At 59.6% G+C, this 22,996-nt stretch carries 17 protein-coding genes; 6 read left to right on the top strand and 11 right to left on the bottom strand.

What is annotated here, in order from left to right; all coding sequences use genetic code 11:
• Positions 1-5: 5 nt before the first annotated feature.
• The 3 genes from AGR1_RS16770 to AGR1_RS16780 form a co-directional block, all read right to left on the bottom strand.
• Positions 6-1,826 carry a TRAP transporter large permease subunit gene (locus tag AGR1_RS16770; protein WP_149147618.1) on the bottom strand — a complete coding sequence of 607 codons (1,821 nt, stop codon included), beginning with the start codon at positions 1,824-1,826 and terminating at the stop codon, positions 6-8.
• A 141-nt stretch (positions 1,827-1,967) separates the two neighbouring features.
• Complete coding sequence (locus tag AGR1_RS16775) at positions 1,968-3,803, bottom strand: ABC transporter ATP-binding protein (protein ID WP_149147619.1); 1,836 nt, start codon at positions 3,801-3,803, stop codon at positions 1,968-1,970.
• A 105-nt stretch (positions 3,804-3,908) separates the two neighbouring features.
• Positions 3,909-5,105: an aminotransferase class V-fold PLP-dependent enzyme gene (locus AGR1_RS16780; RefSeq protein ID WP_149147620.1), complete on the bottom strand. Its 1,197-nt coding sequence runs from the start codon at positions 5,103-5,105 to the stop codon at positions 3,909-3,911.
• 90 nt (positions 5,106-5,195) lie between these two features.
• Here AGR1_RS16780 and AGR1_RS16785 point away from each other — a divergent pair, with 90 nt between their 5' ends.
• Positions 5,196-6,032 carry an IclR family transcriptional regulator gene (locus AGR1_RS16785; RefSeq protein WP_077984302.1) on the top strand — a complete coding sequence of 279 codons (837 nt, stop codon included), beginning with the start codon at positions 5,196-5,198 and terminating at the stop codon, positions 6,030-6,032.
• Between the two features lie 6 nt (positions 6,033-6,038).
• Here AGR1_RS16785 and AGR1_RS16790 read toward each other — a convergent pair whose 3' ends face one another.
• From AGR1_RS16790 to AGR1_RS16815, 5 genes are all read right to left on the bottom strand, one after another.
• The gene (locus AGR1_RS16790) at positions 6,039-6,533 is read right to left on the bottom strand and encodes a RidA family protein (protein ID WP_149147622.1); all 495 of its coding nucleotides are present in this window, start codon (positions 6,531-6,533) and stop codon (positions 6,039-6,041) included.
• 82 nt (positions 6,534-6,615) lie between these two features.
• Positions 6,616-7,839 (bottom strand): amidohydrolase/deacetylase family metallohydrolase, encoded by a 1,224-nt coding sequence (locus AGR1_RS16795; RefSeq protein WP_149147623.1) that lies wholly within the window; start codon positions 7,837-7,839, stop codon positions 6,616-6,618.
• Position 7,840: 1 nt separating this feature from the next.
• Positions 7,841-8,716, bottom strand: a complete 876-nt coding sequence (locus AGR1_RS16800) for an ABC transporter permease (RefSeq protein ID WP_149147624.1) — start codon at positions 8,714-8,716, stop codon at positions 7,841-7,843.
• A complete protein-coding gene (locus AGR1_RS16805) occupies positions 8,716-9,657 on the bottom strand; it encodes an ABC transporter permease (protein WP_187772211.1) in 942 nt (313 codons plus the stop codon). The genes AGR1_RS16800 and AGR1_RS16805 overlap by 1 nt, the downstream gene beginning before the upstream one ends.
• Before the next feature lie 328 nt (positions 9,658-9,985).
• A complete protein-coding gene (locus tag AGR1_RS16815) occupies positions 9,986-11,512 on the bottom strand; it encodes an ABC transporter substrate-binding protein (RefSeq protein WP_149147626.1) in 1,527 nt (508 codons plus the stop codon).
• A gap of 502 nt (positions 11,513-12,014) precedes the next feature.
• Between AGR1_RS16815 and AGR1_RS16820 the strand changes: the two genes are divergently transcribed.
• The 4 genes from AGR1_RS16820 to AGR1_RS16835 all read left to right on the top strand — a co-directional run bounded on the left by AGR1_RS16820 (position 12,015) and on the right by AGR1_RS16835 (position 19,453).
• Entirely contained in the window at positions 12,015-13,139 is a 1,125-nt protein-coding gene (locus tag AGR1_RS16820; RefSeq protein ID WP_077984308.1) for a glycosyltransferase family 4 protein, read from the top strand.
• A 413-nt stretch (positions 13,140-13,552) separates the two neighbouring features.
• On the top strand, positions 13,553-14,749 hold the full coding sequence (locus tag AGR1_RS16825; RefSeq protein ID WP_149147627.1) for a polysaccharide biosynthesis/export family protein: 1,197 nt from the start codon (positions 13,553-13,555) through the stop codon (positions 14,747-14,749).
• A gap of 289 nt (positions 14,750-15,038) precedes the next feature.
• Positions 15,039-16,316 carry an efflux RND transporter periplasmic adaptor subunit gene (locus tag AGR1_RS16830; protein ID WP_149147628.1) on the top strand — a complete coding sequence of 426 codons (1,278 nt, stop codon included), beginning with the start codon at positions 15,039-15,041 and terminating at the stop codon, positions 16,314-16,316.
• The gene (locus AGR1_RS16835; RefSeq protein ID WP_149147629.1) at positions 16,313-19,453 is read left to right on the top strand and encodes an efflux RND transporter permease subunit; all 3,141 of its coding nucleotides are present in this window, start codon (positions 16,313-16,315) and stop codon (positions 19,451-19,453) included. Before AGR1_RS16830 ends, AGR1_RS16835 begins: the two co-directional genes overlap by 4 nt.
• A 101-nt stretch (positions 19,454-19,554) precedes the next feature.
• On the opposite strand, the gene AGR1_RS16840 is transcribed toward AGR1_RS16835, so the two are convergent.
• Genes AGR1_RS16840 through AGR1_RS16850 form a run of 3 tightly spaced genes read right to left on the bottom strand, consistent with a single transcriptional unit; the run spans position 19,555 to position 22,129 of the window.
• Entirely contained in the window at positions 19,555-20,079 is a 525-nt protein-coding gene (locus tag AGR1_RS16840; RefSeq protein ID WP_077984312.1) for a flavin reductase family protein, read from the bottom strand.
• Positions 20,079-20,972: an aldo/keto reductase family oxidoreductase gene (locus AGR1_RS16845; RefSeq protein WP_149147630.1), complete on the bottom strand. Its 894-nt coding sequence runs from the start codon at positions 20,970-20,972 to the stop codon at positions 20,079-20,081. Before AGR1_RS16845 ends, AGR1_RS16840 begins: the two co-directional genes overlap by 1 nt.
• Positions 20,972-22,129 (bottom strand): LLM class flavin-dependent oxidoreductase, encoded by a 1,158-nt coding sequence (locus AGR1_RS16850; RefSeq protein WP_003519880.1) that lies wholly within the window; start codon positions 22,127-22,129, stop codon positions 20,972-20,974. Before AGR1_RS16850 ends, AGR1_RS16845 begins: the two co-directional genes overlap by 1 nt.
• A 100-nt stretch (positions 22,130-22,229) precedes the next feature.
• Here AGR1_RS16850 and AGR1_RS16855 point away from each other — a divergent pair, with 100 nt between their 5' ends.
• Positions 22,230-22,934, top strand: a complete 705-nt coding sequence (locus AGR1_RS16855; RefSeq protein ID WP_149147631.1) for a GntR family transcriptional regulator — start codon at positions 22,230-22,232, stop codon at positions 22,932-22,934.
• Positions 22,935-22,996 lie beyond the last annotated feature (62 nt).

Here is a 22,996-nt window from a genome sequence, read left to right on the forward strand (position 1 = left end):
CTGACTTAGAAGACTATGGCCCAGACACATAACATGGCAAGGGCGACGAGAAGCGCGACGAGATAGGGAATGACCGCCCGGAAAAGCGCTGTCGCCGGAATGCGGGTGACGCCGCTGACCACGAAGATAAGCATCCCGAGCGGCGGCGTCAGGCCATGGATCATCAGATTGACCACAAGAATGACACCGAAATGGATGGGATCAATGCCGGCCGCGACGGCAGCAGGCAGCAGGATCGGCCCGAACAGCAGGATGGCAGCACCAATATCCAGCACCAGACCGACAACAAGCAGAATGAGGTTGGAGAGCAGAAGCACCGCGATCTTGCTGCCGCCGAGCAAAGTGACGAAGTCCGTGACAAGGCCGGAGACATTGTCGACCGCCAGCAGGAAGGCAAAAGGCCCCGCCGTGCCGATCAGAAGACCGATGGCCGCCGCCTCACCCGCCGACTGGCGGAAGGTCGCGAAAATGCGGCCCGCGCCCAGCCGGTAGCCGAAGCCGAGAAGCAGCGTATAAAGTGCGGCAAGGGCGGCGGCTTCCGTGGTGGTGACGATGCCGATGCGAATACCGACTACCACAATGACGCCAAGACCGAAGGCCGGTATGGCGGCGACGGCCGAGCGCCAGCGCTCAGCCCCGGTGGCGCGCGGCAAGGTATCGTCGCTGCGCACGCTGAAATGGATCGCCACGCCGAGGCAGGCTGCCATCAGCCCGCCGGCGAAGAAGCCGCCGACCAGCAACGAACCGACCGAAAGATTGGTGGCCGTGGCAAGGATGAGAAAAGCGATGGAGGGCGGAATGACATTGTCCAGCACGGAAGTGGCGGCGATGATCGCGCCGGCCTGCGCCGGCGGATAGCCGTGTTTGACGAGTTCCGGCTGGAAGGTGGACGCGCCGAAGGCGGCATTGGCGACAGATGAGCCGGATGCGCCGGAAAACAGCACGCTGGTCAGAAGCGTCGTCTGCGCCAGACCTGCCCGGCGATGACCGACGACGGAGGCAGCGAAACGGACGAGCTGACTGGCAACACCGGATATCGTCAGCAGGCTCCCTGCCAGCAGGAAGAAAGGAACGGCAAGCAGCAGGAATTTCGACATGCCGGTTACCGTCGACGAAACGATGGCCGGCTCCGGCAAGGTGCTGCCGAAGGCGATCGCCACATAGGCGGCGGTAAGGAAGGCGTGGGCAAGCGGCGCGGCCAGCACCAGCCCCGCAGCCGCCGTCAACGCCAGAAACAGGCTCGGCGGCAGGTTCGTGTCAATGAAGAGTTGCGGCAGGCTGACATAGGCCACGGCAGCGATGGCGAGAGATGCGAGAACGGCAAACGCCTTGCCTTCGCTGACACGCTGAAGCGCCAGATAAAGAAGGATCAGCACGCCGCCTGCACCAAGAAAGCCGAAACGCACCCATTCCGGCAGGCCGAGTGTAGGCGACGTGCCGCCCAGCATCGCCGCGATCTGCACACCGCCGAAGACAAGAATGAGTGCGGCGACGAAAGAAAAGGCATCGGCGAGAATTTCGGTCACCGCGCGAAATCGTTGCGGAAGGAACCGCACGAAGACATCGAGCCGCATGGCAAGCGCGCTTTTGAGGCTGAGCGGCGCGCCGACCGCGATCATGGCGACATTCAGCCATATGCCGAGATCTTCCGAACCGATGAAGCCGGTGTGAAAGAGATAACGCAGGATGACATTGACCAGAACCACCACGAGCAGCGCGGCGAGAAGCGCGGCGGCAACCGCACCGAGCGCACTGTCGAAGCGCGACAGAGTTGCCGCGGCCACCCTCTCGAAGCTATAGCGCCCCTGTTTTTCCAGTATCGCCATCCGGCTGCCTTTCGCGCGTCATCCCTGCTGCACGGCCAGAAGCGGTATAGAAAAATGCTCGCACCTGTAAAGCTTCCGAACGAGAGAATCGAACTATCTGCCGGTGCGAACGGGAAAACGCTGCTGAAGACGCCCGATCCGTCAGCAGGCAACAAGATGGCCAGGCGAAACCTCACGATACTGCCGTGGCGTAACGACATGATCGACCGCGCGGATCGGGCTTTTCAACTCGTCATTCGCAACGCCGCGTCGTGTATTGCGACGGCCCGGGTCCGGCACCGGCACTGCCGCCATCAGCTTGCGGGTATAATCATGCTGCGGGTTGTCGAAGACAGCCGCACGCGGACCGATTTCGACAATCTCACCCAGATACATCACCGCGACACGATGGCTGACGCGTTCCACCACCGCCATGTCATGGGAAATAAACAGAAAGGCGAGATCAAGGCTTTGCTGCAGATCCAGCATCAGATTGATGACCTGCGCCTTGATCGAAACATCCAGCGCCGAAACGCTTTCGTCAGCAACGATAACCTTCGGTTGCAATGCCAGCGCGCGGGCGATGCAGATGCGCTGGCGCTGGCCGCCGGAAAATTCATGCGGGTAACGCGCAGCCATATCTGGCGGGAGACCAACCTTCCCCAGCATGTCCGCCACAACATCTCTCGCCTCGCGGGCGCTTCCCATACGGTGCTCGAGAAAAGGTTCGGCGATCGCCGCGCCTACCGTCATACGCGGATTGAGTGAGGCGAAGGGGTCCTGAAAAATCATCTGAACCGTCTTGCGCATGTCTCGCATGCCCGTCTTGTCGAGCGCGAGAATGTTTTCGCCGTTGACCTCGACCGAACCCGCATCCGGCTCGATAAGCCGCATGATGGCGCGGCCGGTGGTGGACTTACCGCAGCCGCTTTCGCCAACCAGCGACAATGTTTCCCCGGCCCTGAGATCGAAGGACACGTTTTCCACCGCATGCACGCGGCCGCTGAGCCTCCCCAGAAGACCGGAGTGAATATCGAAACGCTTGGTCAGCCCCTCTACTTTGAGAACGGGCGGTGCAGCGGCGTTGACAGTGTCGGCGGGGCGCGCCGGCTCCTGCGTTTCCCCGGTGGTGGTGTCGACGATGGGAAAACGGAGCGGTCTTTCCTCGCCTTTCATCGAGCCCAGAACGGGAACTGCGGACAGAAGCGCCCGGGTATAGGGATGTTTGCCGCGATGGAAGATATCGGCCGTTGCGCCGACCTCCACCTGCTCGCCACGATACATGACGACGGTGCGGTCGGCGATTTCCGCCACCACGCCCATATCATGGGTGATGAACAGGACGGAGGTGCCCTCCTCTTCCTGAAGCGTCTTGATGAGATCGAGAATCTGGCCCTGAATCGTGACATCGAGTGCCGTTGTCGGTTCGTCGGCAATCAGCAGCTTCGGCCGGGACGCCAGCGCCATGGCGATCATCACGCGCTGGCGCATGCCGCCGGAAAAGCGATGCGGATATTCATCGAAACGCGAGGCGGCGGAAGGGATACGAACCTTTTCGAGCAGACGGACCGTCTCTGCCCGCGCATCCGCTTTCGACATCGGTTGATGGCACAACAGAGCTTCGGAAATCTGGTCACCGATGGTGAAAAGCGGATTGAGGCTGGTCATCGGCTCCTGAAAGATCATGGCAACCTCGTTGCCCCTGACCCGCCGCATGGCGTCCTCGGAAAGGGAGAGCAGGTTGCGACGCCCAAGCAGGATTTCACCCTGAACCCTGCTGCTTTCCCGATCCAGCAGCCGCATGATGGAGAGCGATGTCACGCTCTTGCCCGAGCCGCTTTCGCCGACGATCGCGACGGTCTCGCCCGGACCGACATCGAAGGAAATATCACGCACCACCGGTTTCCAGCCACCATCCACGTGAAATGACGTGGTGAGATTACGGACGGAGAGCACGGCATCTTCGGCACCAAGCGGTGCTGACTGCGGCATGGTCATGATCGTTCCCTTTTCTTTATTCTGGTTGCAATGCTTGGGCGGGCGGTTGCCCCGAGTTTCTTCTCCCCGCCGGGGAGAAGAAACTCGCGGCACCCGCTCGCTTAATCAGTCCGGCCAGCGCAGCATGCCGTCGAAACGGTGGCGGCTGCGGTCTTCGAACGGCGTTGCAATCACCTCGTTGGAGGCGCGCGCCCTATCCAGCTCTTCCGTCAGACGCGCAGCCACGATGGTTTCCTGGCCCGGATGCAGGTTGCAGGGGTCGAGATAGAAATAGCGGTGTTCCACCTCATGATCGCGGGTGATGATGGGAGGATTGCCTTTGGCAAGTGCCGTCGTCAGGTCCCAGGCGGTGATATGCGCTTCTTCGGCATCGATGATGACGCGCAGCCGGTCGAGCGGGTTGTTGGTCGGATCAGGCTCGATCAGCGCCGTCACGCCGGGGCGCCCGTCCAGCGTCTTTTTCCAGAGGTTGAGATAGCCGGTTTCGCGCTCGCGAATGCCGGCATGATCGCGCTTCTCCCACGCTTCCAGCGCCGCCATGACGCCATAGATGCTTTCCTTGCCGACCTTCATGCCGCGACCGACGCCCATATTCTGCAGGAAGGCGTTGCGCACGAGCTCCTTTTTGCCGGTGACGATGCCGGAAGTCGGGCCGCCGAGGAACTTGTGGCCGGAATAGAGCACCACATCCGCGCCCGTGGCCAGAAACAGCTTCAGATCATATTCGGAAGCCGCATCCACGATGACGGGCACACCCTTGGCATGGGCGATCTCGACGAATTCGGAAAGATGCAGCAAGCCATAATCAACGACGTGATGCGAGACGACATAGACCGCCGCCGCCGTCTTTTCGGTGATGGCGTTTTCCATGTGGAAACGGTGGGTCGATGTCGCCTGCCCGATGAGCACCACCTTGCCGCCGCCAAGCCGGATCGCCTGATCCACCGGCGCGCCATAGCTCACCACATGGCCCATCTGCACCAGAACCTCGTTCTTTTCCGGGGTCACGTCAGGCAGCTTTTCGATGGCCAAGAGATTGTTGCCGGTGATCGCGCCCGCCACCGCAAGGCTGATGCCGGACGAGCAGGAGGCCGTGACAAAACCGGCCTCGCCGCCCGTCAGCCTTGCAATGATCGCGCTCGCCTTGCGTTGCAGATCATTGATCTCGACGAATTGCGGCAGGATGTCCGCCATGGCCTGAACGGCCTCGGGAACGACAATCGATGCGCCGAGCGAGGTCATGGTGCCCGAGACGTTGATGACCGGGCGAAGGCCGATCCTGCTTCTGATATCCTCGGTCATGTATTTCTCCTGTCCTTTGCGATGCGATGGGCATCGACACATATGCCATAATAATGTAATAGCTTCTCAAAATTCATGAGGAGCCAAAAATTGGACGCCCATAAACTGGACGAAACGCCTTCAACCGCCCTGTCCGACGCCGCCGAAAACGCGAACGCGAAGGCGGCCAAGCGCTCGCGCGTCAGCGGCATCGACCGTGCGCTTCAGGTTATTGATTACCTTTACGAAACCGGATCGCCCGCCGGCGCTTACGCGATTGCCAAGGCCATCAAGGCGCCGCTTTCCACCGTCTATGTCATCATCGACGATCTCGTTGAAAAGAACATGCTGGCGCGCAATGCCGATGGCAACATCTGGCTTGGCGCGCGGCTTTACCATTATGGCCTTGCCTATGCCCGTTCGCTGGATTTCATGGGTGTCGCCACCCACGAAATGCACGATCTGTGCCGTCATGCGGGCGAGACCGTGCAGCTTTGCGGCCGCGACGGCGACCATATGCTGGTGCTGGCCATGGCGGATGGTCCCAGTCATTTCCAGGTTGCCTCGCGCGTCGGCACCCGCGTTCCTCTGAACTGGACGGCATCCGGTCGCCTGCTCGTCGGTCACCTGCCGGAGGCAGAGCGCCTCGAACTTTTCAGGCGTTGTGCCCGTTCCTCGCCCACGGGCCGTGCGGAAATCAATCCCGAGACCCTGTCGCAATCGGCGGCGACCGCTTTTCATGACCGCCTGTCGATCCAGGTCGCCGAATCCGATTATGCCGTCGCCTGCATCGCGTCGCCGATCTGCGACAACAGAGGCGAATGCGTGGCGACGATTTCCATCGTGCTGCCGGAACAGAAAGTGCTGGCGGACGAAAACCATTACACCGAACAGGTCAGGGTTTCGGCAGAACGGATCGAAAAACTGATGGGCTGGCGTAACCATTAAACGGCCTCACCCTTTGAGCGCGACGATTGCTTCGATCTCTACGGTGATGTTGCCTGGCAGCGAGCCGAAACCCACGGCGGAGCGGGCATGTTGTCCCGCATCGCCGAACACGTCGATGAAGAGATCGGAGCAGCCATTGATGACGCTCGGGTGATCGCGAAAATCGCTCACCGCATTGACCATGCCGAGCAGCTTGACCACCTTCTTTACCCGCGACAGGTCCCCCAGCGCCTCATGCATGACGGCAAGCAGGTTGATGCCGGTGAGGCGCGCATGGCTATAGGCCTCTTCCAGCCCGATTTCCGCGCCCACCTTGCCGGCGTAAAGATGACCGTTTTCTTCCCGTGGCCCCTGCCCCGAAAGATAAAGCATGTTGCCTTCCACCACATGGGTGACGAAATTGGCAATCGGCAGCGGCGGCGGCGGCAGGGAGATGCCGAGCGCGGCGAGCCGGTCATAGGGCGAAAGCCGCCCTTCTGCGTCGAGCGAAGACTGTTTCACGCAAATTCCTCATAATACCGGGACGGGTATCCCGTAATGCCTGCGGAAGGCGGAGGACTGACCTTCGCCGTTCCAGTGGAGTTCAACGCCAGGAGTAACCGTGGCTGTGGCGCACCAGCTTGCGCGCCCTTGGAATGTAACGGCTGGCGGCAATCGCTTCCGCACCGATGACCGTATAACGCGGCTCGAACAGGCGCTTCAGGCGCGAGACATCGCCATTGGAATCGGTCGCTTCCAGATCGGCGTCGACGAGATCGAAAACCGTGAAATCGGCTTGGCTGCCGACGTCGAGGCGGTTTTCCATATCGAGACGGATGATGGAGGCCGGGTTGCGGGTGACGGCCTCGACCACATTTTCGAAGGGCATATCGACCGACAGCAGCTTCGACATGGTGGTGGCCAGATCCCAAACCGGGAAATTCATCGAATGCCCGTGCAAATCCGTTGAGATCGAGAAAGGGAGCAGGCCGCGTGCAATCGCCGCTTCCGCCACCTTGAAGGAGAAAGACGCGCCACCATGGCCGATATCAAGCCGAATGCCTTCGCCTGCGCAGCGTTCTGCGAGGTTGAACAGGTCCTCGTCTTCCATGATGCTGGAACCCGATTTGCCGTTGAAACAATGGGTCACGACATCGCCGGGGCCGAGAATTTCCAGCACCTCGTCGTAAAGTGCCGGCGGTTCGCCCACATGCACCATCATCGGCACTTTCAGTATCTTGGCGATCTTCTTGCCGAGTTTGACCGGCGTCACACCCCAGGAGCCGGTGATGACATGGCTCGCCCGCACCTTCAGGCCGACAATATGCTCGCTGTTTTCGGCATAAACTTCGAGGATGCGGTCAAGGTCGATATCCTTGATGTCGCGCAGTTCCGGCACGCGGTTACAGGCGACGAGACCGATGGAACCGAGGTTGAGGAAGGCCTTGATGCGTTCCTTCGAGGGCTCGATAATATATTCCCGGAAACCGTGGAAATTCGCCTCGCCGGCCGAGCCGGCATCTACCAGCGTGGTCACGCCGCGCTCCGCCCCGCATTCGGAGGGGCGGATGGAGATATCGGTACCGCCGTGCCAGATATGCACATGCAGATCCACCCAGCCGGGAGAGATGAAGGCGCCCTTGGCATCGATGCGCCGCGCATCAACGGGCGCTTGGATGGCAGGCCCGACCGCGGCGATCTTGCCATCGCCGCCAATCAGAATATCGGTCGAAGCCTGTGATGTACCCTTTCCGAAACCGACGGGTTTGACATTGGTGAGAAGAATGGGAGCTTGAAGAGGCGCTTTCGCCTGTTCGCCGGACGACATATTACAGATCCCTTCGCAGTCTTGGGTCGAGCATGTCCCGCAGCCCGTCGCCAACCATTTGCAGCGACAGCACGGAAAGAATGATGGCAAAGCCGGGGAAATAGGTCATCCAGTCGGCCTGACCGATATATTGGCGACCGGCGGAGATCATGGTTCCCCAGGTGGGTATTTCAGGGCTGACACCAAGCCCCAGAAACGAAAGGCCCGCCTCGGCCAGCATGGCGCTGGCGAAAAGGAAGGTGCATTGCACGAGGATGGGCGAGACCAGATTGCGTAGCACGTGCCGGGTCATGATGTGGAAGGTGGAAATACCAAGCGCCCTTGCCGCCTCCACATAGGGCAGTTCACGGATCACCAGCGTCGAGGCGCGCACGATGCGGGCGAGGCGCGGCGAATAAACAACCGCCAGCGCGATGATGACGGTCGTCAGCGACGGGCCGAGTGCCGCGACCAACGCAATCGCCAGCAAAATATCCGGAAAAGCCATCATCGCATCGATCAGCCGCGCAATCGGCGTATCCAGCTTCTGGAAAAAACCGGCGAGCAGGCCGAGCGTGATGCCGATCAGTGCCGAAAGCGCCACCACGGCGGCCCCGACCAGAAGCGACAGTCTTCCGGCATAGATGGTGCGGGAAAATACGTCGCGGCCGAACTCGTCGGTGCCGAACCAGTAAATTTCGCTCGGCGGCTTCAGGCGGTTCACAATCGACAGTTTCGACGGCGAGTAAGGCGCTATCATCGGCGCGAAGACGGCAAGCAGGACGAAGATGAGCAGCACTATGAGACCGGCCGCGACCGTCTTGCGCTTCAAGAGCCGCCGAATGAACAGGATGCTTGGGTGGCGCGCCGACGGGGTGGTGGAAACGATATCGGCCATCAGTAACGAACCCTCGGATCAACGAGCAGATAGAGCATGTCGATTGCAAAATTGATGAGCACGTAAAGCCCGGCGATAACGAGAAGCGCGCCCTGAATGACCGGATAATCCCGCCGGAGCACAGCTGAGACGACAAGATTGCCGACACCCGGCAGGCCGAAGACGGTTTCAGTCACCACTGCACCGGAAATCAGCACGGCGGCGGTGAGGCCAAGTACGGTGAGGATGGGGATGAGCGCATTCTTCAAAGCATGTTTCAGCACCACCCGGCGTTCCTTGACGCCCTTGGCGCGCGCGGTGCGGACATAATCGTCGCCGAGAACATCCAGCATCGAGGCGCGGGTGAAGCGAAGGATGAGGGCGGAGGAAACGAGGCCGAGCGCTATTGCCGGAAGGGTCAGGTGATACATGCGCTCGAGGAAGGTCGCGCCCGGTCCGCCATAACCCGATACCGGAAACATATCGAGCCGCACGGCGAAGACCTGCATGAGGATCAGGCCAAGCCAGAAGCTCGGAATGCTTGCCGCCAGCATTGCGATGGTGGTCGCGGCCTGGTCCACGAAGGAACCGCGCCGGTAAGCAGCATAGATACCGATGGGGAGCGCGACGACACTGGCAATCAGCAGCGAAAAAATCGTCAGGAAAAACGTCGGTTCGGCCCGGTCCAGAAGTGCCGAGCCGACCGGCATGTTGAGGAAGATCGACTGGCCGAGGTCGCCCTTCAGCAACTGGCCGATATAATAGACATATTGCACGCCGAGCGACTGGTCGAGACCGAGCCGGGTGCGAAGCTCGGCAATATCCTGCGCCGAGGCGTCCGGCCCCAGCATCACGGCGGCTGGATCTCCGGGCGTGACGCGCAAGATGACGAAGACGATGGTGACGACGAGGAACATCACCACGATCATTCCCGCAAGTCTCTTGAAAATATACCGTATCACGTATGAAGGCTCCAAGGCGCGTGATTGCCGCTATCAGGCGACGGTTGAATGGTGTCGATGAGCACCAGCAATGCAATTCCGGCACTCACGGTCGTAAAATCGAGCGTTCTCTTCTCACGTCCGCCTTATACTCCACCCTCATTCCTGTGCTCATCACAGGAATCTAGCCAGCCCAAGTCCTTGGGCTGAAAGGACTCTTTTCGCCACGCAGACGCGCGTCGGCTGGATTCCTGTGACGAGCACAGGAATGAGGGGAGCGGCAAGGACCCTAGATCCGTGGCGACAGAGTGCCGGATGCAATACCCGGCACCCGATTGCCAAACAGGCCTTATTTCGTAACCGAAGCATTCCAGAAGTAGGGCCATGGAGCCGGATCGACGCCTTCCAGCTTGTTGGACTTGGCCGCCACGGCATTGAAGTCGCCTATCTTGATGAGCGGCAGCTCCGCATAGATCGTCTTCTGCACATTGGCCCAGAGCGCGATACGCTTGTCGGGATCGGCTTCCGAAGTGAAGGCGTCAACCGCGGCTTTGCGCGCCGGCGTATCCCACCAGCCCGGCGAGCCGGTGGAGAGCGCGCCGATCAGCGCCGGTTCCGGCAGGAAGGGGCTGTGAGTGATGTAGATATCCCAGAGTTTCGGGTCGGCGCGGCGCTGCGTCAGCGTCGCCCAGTCCACCACCTGCATATCCACCTTGAAACCGGCAAGCTTCAGATATTCCGCCGCGACCTGCGCCATCTTGTAATGGAACTCATACTGGCGGCTGGTGAGGATGCGGAGAGGTTCGCCGTTGTAACCGGCGGCTTTGAGTTTCTCGGCGGCAGCTTCCGGATTGCCGACGTTGTAATTGCCCTCGACGCCTTCTTCGGAATGCCAGGAGAAATTATCAGGATAATAGGCGCCGTCGAGCGCGTAGAAATCCGTGCTGCCGAAAGCGGCCGCCAGCATGTCTTCCATGTTCAGCGCTTCGGTCACCGCCTTGCGGACTTCAAGCTTGGAAGACAGCCCCTCCTTCGTGTTGAAGACAAAGACGGGATAACCGAAAGGCTTTAGCATCAGCGGCTGCGAGGCCGACGACGACTTCACCTTGTCGAAGGATTCCACCGGAATGGAATCGACGTAATCATACTGGCCGGAAACGGCGGCCTCGACGCGGGTATTCGGATCGGGCACCGGAACGAAGCGGATTTCATCGAGATACTGATGGCGTGCGCCGCCATAACCGTCGCTTTCGCCATCGCGGGACTTGTAGCCATCGAAGCGCACGAGCTGGATATATTGGTCGGCCTTGCGTTCCTTCAGCATATAGGGACCGGTGCCGATGAATTCGGCCATCGGCTCCGCCTGCTTTTCAGCCGGCAGGATGATCGCCGCCGAATTATTGAAGGCGAGCAGCGAGACGAGCGGCGCATAGGGTTGCTTGAGAGCGATCGTCACCGTTCCGGCATCCGGCGCGGAGATATTGTCGATAAAGCCGGCTGCCTGCTTGCCGCGCGAGGCGATCTTCATCCAGCGGCCGAGCGAGGCGACGACATCTTCAGACGTCATGTCGCTGCCGTCATGGAACTTGATGCCCTGCCTGAGCTTGATCGTGTAGGTTTTGCCGTCCGCACTGATCTCGGGCAAGCTTTCCGCCAGAAGCGGCGTCACCTTCCAACCCTTGTCGAAGGTATAGAGCGTTTCGAAAATATGCTGCGTGACGATGCCGACCAGATCGGCGGTAGACGCCATGGGGTCGAGGGTCGGCGGCTCGCCGATCGTGGCGACATTGATGACGCCGCCCTTCTCCGCAGCCATCATTACACCCGGCGCAAGCAGCAAAGCGGCGGTGGCGAGAAATGCAAGTTTACGTCTCATGGTCAAGCTCCCAGCTCTTATGTGTTCCATTATTATGTTATATACGTCTTTATAACAGAATATCTCGATAAGACGCCTTGTCAATGACAATGCGGCCCGATGATCGGTTTCCATGATCGGCGAAACGCAAGACAGGTCTTTACGAAAGGTGGCAGCATCGTTTAAGGCAATGAAAAAACAGGAGTTTCTCCAAAAAAACGGTGCGCCGTGATATCCATCTTTTCCGGCTGGAAGAGAGGGAATGACGACCGGCGCTTGACTGCAAAGGAAGAAAGGGAATTAACAAGGTTGGATATTTCGCATTTGCGAACAAAGTGCTATTAAAGAGCGGACTAACGCTACGCCACCACAGACATACCCGCGCATTTTTATTAATCGTTACGCTATTTGACGCCGTCAGCCGTGTTTTCAAGGGCTGCAGAAAGACCTGATACTTTATACCGCCAAACTTTATTCCATGGCGGAAAACTAATTTTATTACGTTGAAATTATTGAGGAAATCATGAAGACGGCAATCGTGCATGACTGGCTCACCGACAGAGGCGGGGCCGAAAAGGTGCTTCACAACCTTCTTGAAATTTATCCTCACGCGGATCTTTACTGCCTTGTCGACTTCATGAGCGAGCGCGATCGCGGCTTTCTCGGCGGCCGTCCCGTCAACACCTCCTTCATCCAGAAGCTGCCTTTCGCCCGAAAAAAATACCGCTCCTACCTGCCGCTGATGCCGCTCGCCATCGAACAGTTCGATCTCAGCGGCTACGACCTCGTTATTTCTTCGAGTTATGCGGTCGCCAAGGGCGTCATCACCGGCCCGGGCCAGTTTCATGTCTCCTATATCCATAGCCCGATACGCTACGCCTGGGACCTCCAGCACCAGTATCTCAAGGAGACCAGACTGACGCGCGGCTTCACCTCGTGGATCGCGCGCGCTGTTCTTCACTATATCCGCATGTGGGACATTCGCACCGCCAACGGCGTCGACCTGATGACGGTCAATTCCAAATTCATCCGCAACCGGGTGCGCAAGTGTTATGGCCGCGATTCCACCGTGATATATCCGCCGGTGGACACGTCCCATCTTTCCCCGTCCGACCTTAAAGGTGACTATTTCGTCACGGCGTCGCGGCTGGTGCCCTACAAAAAAGTACACCTTATCGTGGAGGCTTTTTCAACGATGCCGGACAAACGGCTGGTCGTCATCGGCGACGGTCCGGACATGAAACGCATCCGCGAAATCGCCGCGCCGAATGTCGAAGTCCTCGGTTTCGTGGGCAATGAAGAGCTTCACAAATATATGGCCGAGGCCCAGGCCTTCGTCTTTGCGGCAGAAGACGACTTCGGCATCGTACCCGTCGAATCCCAGGCGCTCGGTACACCGGTCATCGCCTACGGCAAGGGCGGCGTACTGGAAACCGTCGTCCCGCTCGGCTCCTCCAACCATCCGACCGGCCTTTATTTCGGGGAGCAGACACCGGAGGCGATCTGCGCCGCCGTACAGGAGTTCGTCGACAATTCCGACCGCTTCGACAAGAACGCCTGCATCAACAACGCCGCCCGCTTCTCCCGCGAACGTTTCCTGCGGGAATTCGCGGATACCGTGAATTTCGCGCTGGCTGAACGGGCATGACGGATGCATAAAAACATCCATAAAATAAATGATTGGGCTTCACGAAATTCAATAACGAAAGAAACCGCGCAGGCGTGACAAAACTGCACTAGCGCAATGCAGCAATCGAAGAGATGATGGCGTCCAACTGAATATTGAAGCGCAACAATACTGACACCGTCTGGGGTTCGACCATCGCGCCTCGCCCGGAATTTTTCGGCGCAGTTGAACGATGATGAACTTGAAGCATCGTCTGAAATTAGGCATATGCCTGACAGAGGACGTAAACATCCCGGGGTGCGATTCCGCTGAACGGATGTAATGCCGGTTTGGATTTCCTTTACCGGTGTCATTTATGAAGTGCTTATTTTTAAAAACTTATACGATGTCCGAATTATTTCTGCTTTTCGGACGGCATTCATTTCGAGGACCAAATGCGTTTATTGAATGTTTCGATTATGCTTGCCTCTGCAGCACTGGCGGGTTGCACGGTTACCGCAGCCTCCGGCCCCGATGCAGCCTCGATCGAATCTAACGCTTCGGTGAAATTCGCCTCCAAGGACAAGCAGAAAACCGCCGGCGTCGACTACGCACTGCTCGACATCAACAGCGCCGTCCTCAATTACGTCGGCGACACCACAACCACTACCCTGCTCGGCAGTTTCGGCGGCGGCAAGGGCGGCGTTCCGGCACTGCCGATGGGCGTCGGTGACGTGGTGCAGGTTGCAATTTTTGAAAGCCAGGCCGGCGGCCTCTTCATTCCAAACGACGCCGGCAGCCGTCCCGGCAACTTCATCAGCCTGCCGAACCAGACCGTGGACCGGGAAGGCAATATCAGCGTTCCCTATGCGGGCAAGATTCGCGCCACCGGCCGCAACGTCGAAGATGTGCAGAGCGAAATCGAGGAACGGCTCGCCAACCGCGCCATCGAGCCGCAGGTTCTCATCACCAAGATTTCCAGCCGCTCCGCACAGGCCTCCGTGTTGGGCGACGTCAAGGAGCCGACGAAGGTTCAGCTTTCGGAAGCGGGCGATCGGGTTCTCGACGTCATTTCCTACGCAAAGGGCCTCAGCGCTCCGAATATCGAATCCTATGTCACGCTGATCCGCCGCGGCAAGACCTCCCGCGTCAATTACAACCACCTCGTCAGCACGCCGTCCGAGAACATCTATGTAGTTCCGGGCGACACGATCATGGTGGAGCGTGAACGCCGCACCTACCTTGCCTTCGGTGCTTCTGGTCTCAACGGGCGTTTCGAGTTCGAGGATGCCGATCTCAAGCTGTCGGATGCACTCGGCAAAGCGGGCGGACTGCTCGATTCCCGCGCTGACCCGGCTCAGGTCTATGTCTATCGTATCGTCAAGCGCGATCTTCTCGTGAAGCTCGGCATCAATACGTCGAAGTTCCCCGGACAGGACGTGCCGGTCATCTTCCGCGCCAATCTGCGCGATCCATCGACATTCTTCGCCGCCACGAAGTTCCCGATGCAGGATCGCGACATCATCTATGTCACCAACTCGCAGGCCACTGAACTTTACAAGTTCCTGGATCTCGTCGGCTCCGTACCGGCAACGACGGGCAATGTCGCCGAGGACGTTCTTGCGACCCGCAACGCCATCCGCGCCTTTTAAACGGCGGCGTTTCGCCGTTCATCCCAAAGCCGCCCCGGAAACGAGACGGCTTTTTCCTTGGCCGGAACCAGTGGTGAACAGGAAGGTGATCAAACATTGCCTTGGGGCAGGAACCGAAGCCGTCCACCCTTGAAAGACAGGGGATTTGGCGACGGTCATCATCACCGCCATTACAAAAGTTTAAGGTGATTTCGCAACGCATTGGGTGTCTTGTGGGGGAAAGCTGCTCCCAAGGCTTGCCGCACATGTTCGGGAAACATGTATCGCTCTCATTACGCGGAATCGTCAGATGAAACGTTTCTGGACCGCTCTCAGCGTTCTTGCCATCGCAGCCGCCGGTGCCTGGTATTTCAAGGATCGCCTGCCGCTCGATCAAGTCCCCTATTTCAAGCAATTTGCCAGCGTGTCTCCCAAGGTCGACGCCGAAACGGCGGCGCAGTCCTCCCAAAGCGGCCAACCAGCCCGGCAGCAGGGACAAAGACAGGGCGGCGGACGGCGTAACGGTGGACCACCCACGGTCAGCACCATCGCCGTCGCCAAGGCGACGCTGCCGATGGATGCAACGGCGACGGGATGGGCGGTTGCGGCGGATATCACCAATATCGCGCCGCTTCAGGCTGGTCTCGTCACGGAGATCAGCGCGAAGGACGGCCAGCATATCAAGGCGGGCGATCTGATCCTCAAATTGGATGATCGCATCGCACGGGCCGCCGTCGACAAGGACAAGGCCAATATCGCCGCCGATCAGGCAACGCTGGAACAGACCGAGGCCGCCTTCCAGCGCGCCGCCAATCTGGTCAAGCAAAGTGCTGAATCGCAACAGGTACTGGATCAGGCACGGGCAGCGCGCGACAGCGCCAGTGCCAAGACCGACGCCGACAAGGCAACGCTCGCATCCGATGAGGTGGCGCTCGAACATATGGAAATCCGCGCCCCGTTCGATGGGCGGCTCGGCGACATCACGGTCAGCCCCGGCGCCTATCTCAGTGCGGGCGTCAACATCGTGACGATCACCAAATATGACCCGATCTCGGTCAGTTTCCGGCTTTCACAGCGCTACCTGCCGCAACTTCGTGAAGGCGTGGCAAAGGATACCGCAGTCGATGTCGACCCCGCGGCGACGGGAGGCGAACCGATGAGCGGCGTACTGCGGTTCTACGACAATACGGTGGACCAGACCTCCGGCACGGTGCTCGCCAAGGCGGAGTTCAAGAACGATCGCGGTCTTTTATGGCCCGGCCAGTCGGTAAACGTCACGGCCCATTTCGTCTCGGGGGATGAAATGATCGTGGTGCCGACAGTCGCCGTGCGGCCGGGGCCAAAGGGCAATTTCGTCTATACCGTCGATAGTGAGCATCATGCCCACATGACGCCGGTGGAAGTCGCCCGCTCGAATGGCAATCTCACCGCCATAACAAGCGGCCTTAATGGTGGCGAACATATCATCGTTGAAGGTCAATCCGAACTTGCCGACGGCCAGACGGTTGTCGAGCAATTCTCCGACAAGGGCGGTGCGGCTGCCAATCTGGCCGCCAATATTCCGCAGTTACAGGTTGGCGGCCAATGATCCCTAATTTCTGCATCAACCGGCCCGTCGCCACCACGCTTCTCGCCATAGGCCTGGTGCTGGCCGGGCTTGCCGGCTTCCGCCTGCTGCCCGTCGCCGCCCTGCCGAAGGTGGATTTTCCGACGATCAACGTTTCCTCGTCGCTGTCAGGCGCTTCGCCGCAAACCATGGCCACATCGGTTACCACGCCGCTGGTCAAGCAGTTCGAAACCATTCCCGGCGTTAGCGAAATCAGCGCCACCAACACGCTCGGCAACAGCTCGATCGTGCTGGAGTTCGATCTCAACCGCGATATCGACGCCGCGGCGGCCGATGTGCAGGCCGCAATTTCCCGCGCGCAGCGGCAATTGCCAAGCAACATGACGACGACGCCGAGCTATCGCAAGACCAACCCGGCCGATGCGCCGGTACTGCTGCTCGCCGTCAACAGCAAGGAAATGCCGACCAGCAAGGTGGATGAGATCGCCGAAAACATCATCTCACCGCTTCTCTCCACAATTTCCGGCGTCGCGCAGGTGAGCATCTATGGTGCACAAACCTATGCCGTGCGCATCGGCCTTGATCCGGCCCAGCTTCAGGCAAGAGGGCTTGGCGTCGACACCGTCACCACGGCCATCGCCCAGGCGAATAATCAGGTGCCCGTTGGTGCCTTGCAGACCGACAATCAGCGCTTGACGATCGAGGCCGATACCCAGCGCACCAATGCGGCCGCCTTCCGCTCGCTGGTCGTCTCGACGAATAATGGCGCGCCGATCCATCTCGGCGATATCGCCAATGTCACCGACAGCATCGACAACACCAATGCCGGCAGCTGGTTCGATGGCGAACAGGCCATCGTTCTCGCCGTGCAGCGTCAGCCGGACGCCAATACCGTCGACGTCGTGGACGCCATCAAGGCGAAGCTGCCGGCGCTTCACCAGCAATTGCCGCCCTCCGTCAATATCAACGTCATGAATGATGCCTCGACCGCCATCAAGGATGCGATCTCAGACGTTCAGTTCACCCTGTTTCTCACCATCGGGCTGGTGGTTGCGGTCATCTATCTCTTCACCGGGCACCTGACGGCGACCATCATTCCCGGTCTTGCAGTACCCCTGTCTCTCATCACCGCCTTCGGCATGATGTATGTTCTGGGCTACAGCATCGACAACATCTCGCTGCTCGGGCTGACGCTATCGGTGGGGCTGGTGGTGGATGACGCCATCGTCATGCTGGAAAACATCCTGCGCCTGCATGAAGAAGGCCTGCCCATGCGCGAGGCGGCCTTGCAGGGCGCGGCGGAAGTCAGCGGCACCATTCTGTCCATGTCAATCTCGCTGGTGGCCGTCTTCATTCCGATTCTGTTGATGGGCGGCGTTATCGGCAGGCTCTTCAACGAGTTCGGCATGGTCGTCACGCTGGCTATCATGGCCTCGGCGCTGGTCTCGCTGACAGTGACGCCGATGCTCGCTTCGCGCCTCTCCGGCCACTCCTCCAGACCACCTGCGATCATCCGCTGGTTCGATGCGGGTTTCGAGCGCACGCTGCGCGCCTATGGCCGCGCCGTCGGCTGGTGCCTCTCCCACCGCCGCATCGTTTTGGCATCGTTTCTCGCTTCGGTCGCGGCGTCGCTCTATCTCTTCGAAACCCTGCCCTCCAGCTTCTTTCCACAGGAAGATATCGGACGTCTTTCGGTTTCGACACGGGCGCGTGAGGATATTTCCTATACGGCGATGCGCGATCTCCAGGCGCAGGTCGCCGATCAGATCCGCAAGAATCCAGCCGTCGTGCACGTCACCTCTATCGTCGGCGGCAATTCCCGCAATCCGTTGAACAACGGCTCGATGTTCGTGGAACTGAAGCCCAAGGAAGAGCGGGCGCCGCTCAGCCAGGTGCTGGCGGAACTGGGTCAGGCCACATCGAAAGTGGCGGGCATCCGCACCTATATCAATCCGCAGCAGAGCCTGCGCTTTGGCGGGCGCAGCTCCGCCAGCCAATACCAGCTCGTCGTTCAGGGTCTGAATGCCGACACGACCAACGAATGGTCGAATAAGCTGATGGACGCGATGCGTCGCGACCACACCTTCACCTCCGTCACTTCCGACGCCCAGAACGGTGCGATCGCCGCCACGATCTCCGTTGATCCGGAAAAGGCCGCCGCCTTCGGCATTACCAATGACCAATTGCGCAAGACGCTGGAAATGTCTTTCGGCGGTTATACGGCGGCGCAAATCCAGTCTACTGGCGATAGCTACGACGTGATTGTGGAATTCGACAGTTCCAAACCCTGGAATGACGATTTCCTCAGCGATATCAACATTCTTTCGGCAAAATCCGGGGTTCTGGTTCCGCTTTCGAACTTCGCCACCCTTACCCGCACGCAGGCGCCTGTTACCATCAACCAGACGGGCCAGCTCGTCTCCACCACCATCTCCTTCAACCTGCCGGATGGGGTGGCGCTGTCCGATGCCACGAGCCGGATAGACCAGATCAAGAGCACGATAGGTCTGCCACAGGATGTCTTCACCAGCTATGGCGGCACGGCGGCGATCTTCCAGCAGAGCCAGGGCAATACCGGCATCCTTATTCTGGCAGCGGTGCTGACCATCTATGTGGTTCTCGGCGTGCTTTACGAGAGTTTCATCCACCCGCTGACCATCCTCTCCGGACTGCCGGCCGCCGCCTTCGGCGCGCTGGTGGCGCTGAAGGTGATGGGCATGGATTTTTCGATCATCGCGCTGATCGGCCTTTTGATGCTGATCGGCATCGTCAAGAAAAATGCGATCATGATGATCGATGTTGCGGTGGAGTTGATACGCGAAAAAGCGGAACGACCAGCAACCGCCATTCACGAGGCCTGCGTGCGCCGGTTCCGGCCGATCATGATGACGACCTTCTGCGCGCTGCTTGGGGCACTTCCCATCGCACTCGGCTCGGGCGCGAGTTCGGAACTGCGCCAGCCGCTCGGCATCGCCGTGGTCGGCGGCCTCATCGTGTCGCAATTGCTGACGCTGTTCATCACGCCCGTCATCTTCGTGGAAATGGACCGGTTCGGCCAATTCCTCACCAGGGTGTTTTCCCGCCGGAAAAGGGCGGAAAAAAACACCGAACCGCAAAAGCCGGAAGGGCCCGGCGAACCGGAATCCGTTGCCGCTTAACGCAGATTTTCGAGGCGCTCCAGCGCCTCGAAACCCGCTGCGGCACTACAGCTGCAATAACAGAGCCTCGCCAGCGACTATAAAAATCCAGCCAGGCTCTTTTATTGCCGCGAAAACCGGCCAAAGGCTCCGCCTGAAAAGCATAGAGGGTCCCCGTCACGATGGGCTGCGCGCAGAACTTCTCCGACGATGATCGTGTGATCGCCCGCATCATGGGCTGCCGCCTGGCGGCATTCGAAACGAGCGAGCGTTCCGGGAATGACCGGCACGCCCTCGTCGTTCAGCTCCCAATCCAGATCGTCGAAAGCACGGCCATTACGAGTGAACCGGGCGCTCAGCACATCCTGATCGGCACTCAGTACGTGGATCGCGAAATGCGTGGCGCCGTTGAAGGCCTCATAACGCGACGAGCTTTTGGCCGGCGACCAAAGAACCAGCGGCGGATCGAGCGATACCGACGCAAAGCTATTGACCGTCATGCCAATCGGACCTTCCGGCGTGGTGGCGGTTACCACCGTGACGCCTGTCGTGAAAGCGCCGAGCGCATTGCGGAAACTGCGGCTGTTTTCGCCGCCGGGAACGAATACATGCTCATTGGGCATCTTGATTGCCTCTGCCACTGTCATCACGCCACCTCTTTTCCAATCGCAAGGGTGTAGAGTTCAAACCATGTCTGGCGGTCCATCGTCACGCGAAGCGCATCGGCCGCGGTTCTGATACGTTCGAGATTATTGGTGCCAAGAACCGGCACGATCTTTGCCGGATGACGCAGCAGCCACGCAATTGCAACTGCCGTCGCATCGACGCCCTGTTCTCTACCGATGCGCTGCAAGGCGGCCATGGTGCCGCCATGCGCGCCTGAAAACAGCGAACCGCCGCCAAGCGGCGACCATGCCATGGGCGAGACGCGCTTTTCCTGCAGGTAAGCCAGATCGCCATTGGTGAAGGTATCGGTGGCAAGAAGGCTCATTTCGATCTGGTTGGTCACGAGCCGGTTGCTCATGGCCGATTGCAGCAGCGAAAAGTCCCACGGGCGGAAGTTTGAGACGCCCACTGCCTTGACCTTGCCGGAAGCCACCAGCGCATCGAGCGCCTTACCGGTTTCTTCCGCATCGATCAGCGGGTCAGGGCGGTGAATGAGGAGCAGATCGACGTGATCGGTTCCCATGTCACGTAGCGAGGCTTCGACCGAAGCATTGATGTGGCCGGCCGTCGTATCGTAATGTTTGACACGGGCGGCGGCGTGGCGGCCGGCCGGCGCGACAATGCCGCATTTCGTGACGATTTCTATTCTGTCGCGCAGTCCCGGCGCAGCCTTCAGGCCGGCGCCGAGAATGGCCTCCGCCGTGTATCCGCCGTAGATATCGGCCTGATCCATGGTGGTGATGCCCTGCGCGAGGCAAGCCTCGATCTTCGCCTGAACATGGGCTGGTGAGGTGTCGGCGTCGTCACCGATGCGCCACATGCCGTAAACGATGCGGCTGAGTTCGAGTTTGTCAGAAAGAGCGATACGTTCCATCAGTGGCGTTCCCCGTTGCCGAGCGGCGTCGCTGGCGTTTCAGAAGGCACCCGGCCGTAAGCATGCGGCAGAGAGCAGGTTTTCATCTGCGGCAGAACCTTGGTGCCGAAGTGCTCCGCTTCATCGAGATGCGGATAACCGGACAGGATGAAGGCGCGAATGCCCATCTTCTGGTATTCCTCCAGCGCCGAAAGCACCTTGTCGGTGGAACCGACCAGCGCCGCACCGCAGCCCGAACGCGCCCGGCCGATGCCGGTCCATAGATTGGGTTCGACATAACCGAACTTGTCGGCGAGTTCACGGGCGCGCGCCTGATGGGAGACACCGAGTGAACCGCTGTCATGGGCGCGGTTGCGGATAAGCTGGCCGTACTCGTCATCGAGCTTCGAGACAAGATGCTCGGCATATTCACGGGCTTCCTGTTCGGTATCGCGCACCACCATATGGACACGCAGGCCGTAATCCAGCGTGCGGCCATGGGCGGCGGCGCGCTCGTTGGCGGCGCGCATGCGATCCGCCAGCTGGTCCTTCGTCTCAGGCCACATCAGATAGACGTCACACTGCGCGCCGCAGAGTTCCAGCGCATCCGGCGAGTAGCCACCGAAATAAAGGAGCGGTCCGCCATTTTGCTGGTAGGGCCGTGCCGGCTCGGTGGAGACGCCCTTGAACTGGTAGATTTCGCCGTCATGGTCGATGGTGTCACGCGTCCAAGCTTGGCGCAGGATCTCGACGACCTCATGGCTGCGCTTGTAACGGAAAGCGCTGTCGGCCACTTCACCGGGGAAATCCGAGCTGATGACGTTGAGCGTCAGGCGACCCTTCAGCATGTGGTCGAGCGTTGCCACAGTGCGCGCCAGCATGATCGGCTGCATTTCGCCACAACGGATAGCAGCAAGAAAATTGATGCGGTCGCTGATCGGCGCACAGCCGGCGACGAAGCTCAGCGTATCCTGCCCCACCTGATAGGATGAGGGGCAGAGGATATTGCGAAAACCGAGTTCTTCGGCCTTTTTAACGATATCGGAACAATGCTCGAAACTGGAACGCAAGCTACCGTCAGGCACGCCAAGATAGGCGTAGTCATCGGAACACAAAGCGGAAAACCAGGAGACCTCGGCAGCATCGAGATCAGCGGATGTAACGGGTACGACGGTCATGCAATTCCTCCTCAGGGCCGCTCTCGTTTTTCTTGCATAACATCAAGAAATATGTAAATCAATGATGTATCAATTTTTGTTTCGGGGGAGGAAACGGTATATGAAACACACTGGCGGCAGCCTGCCCATGTATATGCAGATCGCCGAAATGCTGGTGCGCGAAGTGGCGGCGGGCCGGTTGATCGATGGCGAGAAGCTGGCGCCGGAGCGCGACATGGCGGCTGATCTGGGCATCGCCGTCGGCACGCTGCGCAAGGCGCTTGCTGAACTGCAGGAGCGCGGCCTGCTGGAGCGCGTGCAGGGTTCCGGCAACTACATTCGCGCCGTCAGCGATCCGCAAAGCGTCTACGCCTTCTTCCGGCTTGAACTGATCGAGGGCGGAGGCTTGCCAACGGCGGAGGTTCTGGATGTGGCACGCCTTGCCAAGCCCGCTGACCTGCCCGCTTTCGGCACATCGACCGAAGGGCACAGGATAAGACGCCTGCGACGCATCGCCGGCAAACCGGCGGCCATCGAAGAAATCTGGCTGGACGGTTCTTACGTCGACACTATCGCCATCGAGCACATGTCGGAATCCCTTTACCTCTATTACCGCACCCGCCTGAACCTCTGGATATCGAAGGCGGAGGATCGCATCGATCTCGGCGACGTACCCACATGGACGCCCGAGGTTTTCGGCCAGAAAGCTGGCGTGTCGGTGCCGCGGGTTCTGCGCCTCAGCCAGGCGCAGGATGGTGCCGTGGCCGAAGTTTCATGGACCTGGTTCGACCATACCGTCGCACGATACGTTTCACGCATACGTTGAGACTGCGCAAATTTCGCGTGCTCTACATGGATGAAAGAATTTGACGGGAGGCAAGCAAGCAG

The organism is Agrobacterium sp. B1(2019) (genome assembly GCF_008274755.1).
Taxonomy (GTDB): Bacteria; Pseudomonadota; Alphaproteobacteria; order Rhizobiales; family Rhizobiaceae; genus Agrobacterium; species Agrobacterium salinitolerans.

Coding starts and splice junctions, on each gene's coding strand:
- AGR1_RS16770 (WP_149147618.1), bottom strand. CDS start 1,826: ATGGCGATACTGGAAAAACAGGGGCGCTATAGCTTCGAGAGGGTGGCC.
- AGR1_RS16775 (WP_149147619.1), bottom strand. CDS start 3,803: ATGACCATGCCGCAGTCAGCACCGCTTGGTGCCGAAGATGCCGTGCTC.
- AGR1_RS16780 (WP_149147620.1), bottom strand. CDS start 5,105: ATGACCGAGGATATCAGAAGCAGGATCGGCCTTCGCCCGGTCATCAAC.
- AGR1_RS16795 (WP_149147623.1), bottom strand. CDS start 7,839: ATGTCGTCCGGCGAACAGGCGAAAGCGCCTCTTCAAGCTCCCATTCTT.
- AGR1_RS16800 (WP_149147624.1), bottom strand. CDS start 8,716: ATGGCCGATATCGTTTCCACCACCCCGTCGGCGCGCCACCCAAGCATC.
- AGR1_RS16815 (WP_149147626.1), bottom strand. CDS start 11,512: ATGAGACGTAAACTTGCATTTCTCGCCACCGCCGCTTTGCTGCTTGCG.
- AGR1_RS16820 (WP_077984308.1), top strand. CDS start 12,015: ATGAAGACGGCAATCGTGCATGACTGGCTCACCGACAGAGGCGGGGCC.
- AGR1_RS16825 (WP_149147627.1), top strand. CDS start 13,553: ATGCGTTTATTGAATGTTTCGATTATGCTTGCCTCTGCAGCACTGGCG.
- AGR1_RS16830 (WP_149147628.1), top strand. CDS start 15,039: ATGAAACGTTTCTGGACCGCTCTCAGCGTTCTTGCCATCGCAGCCGCC.
- AGR1_RS16835 (WP_149147629.1), top strand. CDS start 16,313: ATGATCCCTAATTTCTGCATCAACCGGCCCGTCGCCACCACGCTTCTC.
- AGR1_RS16840 (WP_077984312.1), bottom strand. CDS start 20,079: ATGACAGTGGCAGAGGCAATCAAGATGCCCAATGAGCATGTATTCGTT.
- AGR1_RS16845 (WP_149147630.1), bottom strand. CDS start 20,972: ATGGAACGTATCGCTCTTTCTGACAAACTCGAACTCAGCCGCATCGTT.
- AGR1_RS16850 (WP_003519880.1), bottom strand. CDS start 22,129: ATGACCGTCGTACCCGTTACATCCGCTGATCTCGATGCTGCCGAGGTC.
- AGR1_RS16855 (WP_149147631.1), top strand. CDS start 22,230: ATGAAACACACTGGCGGCAGCCTGCCCATGTATATGCAGATCGCCGAA.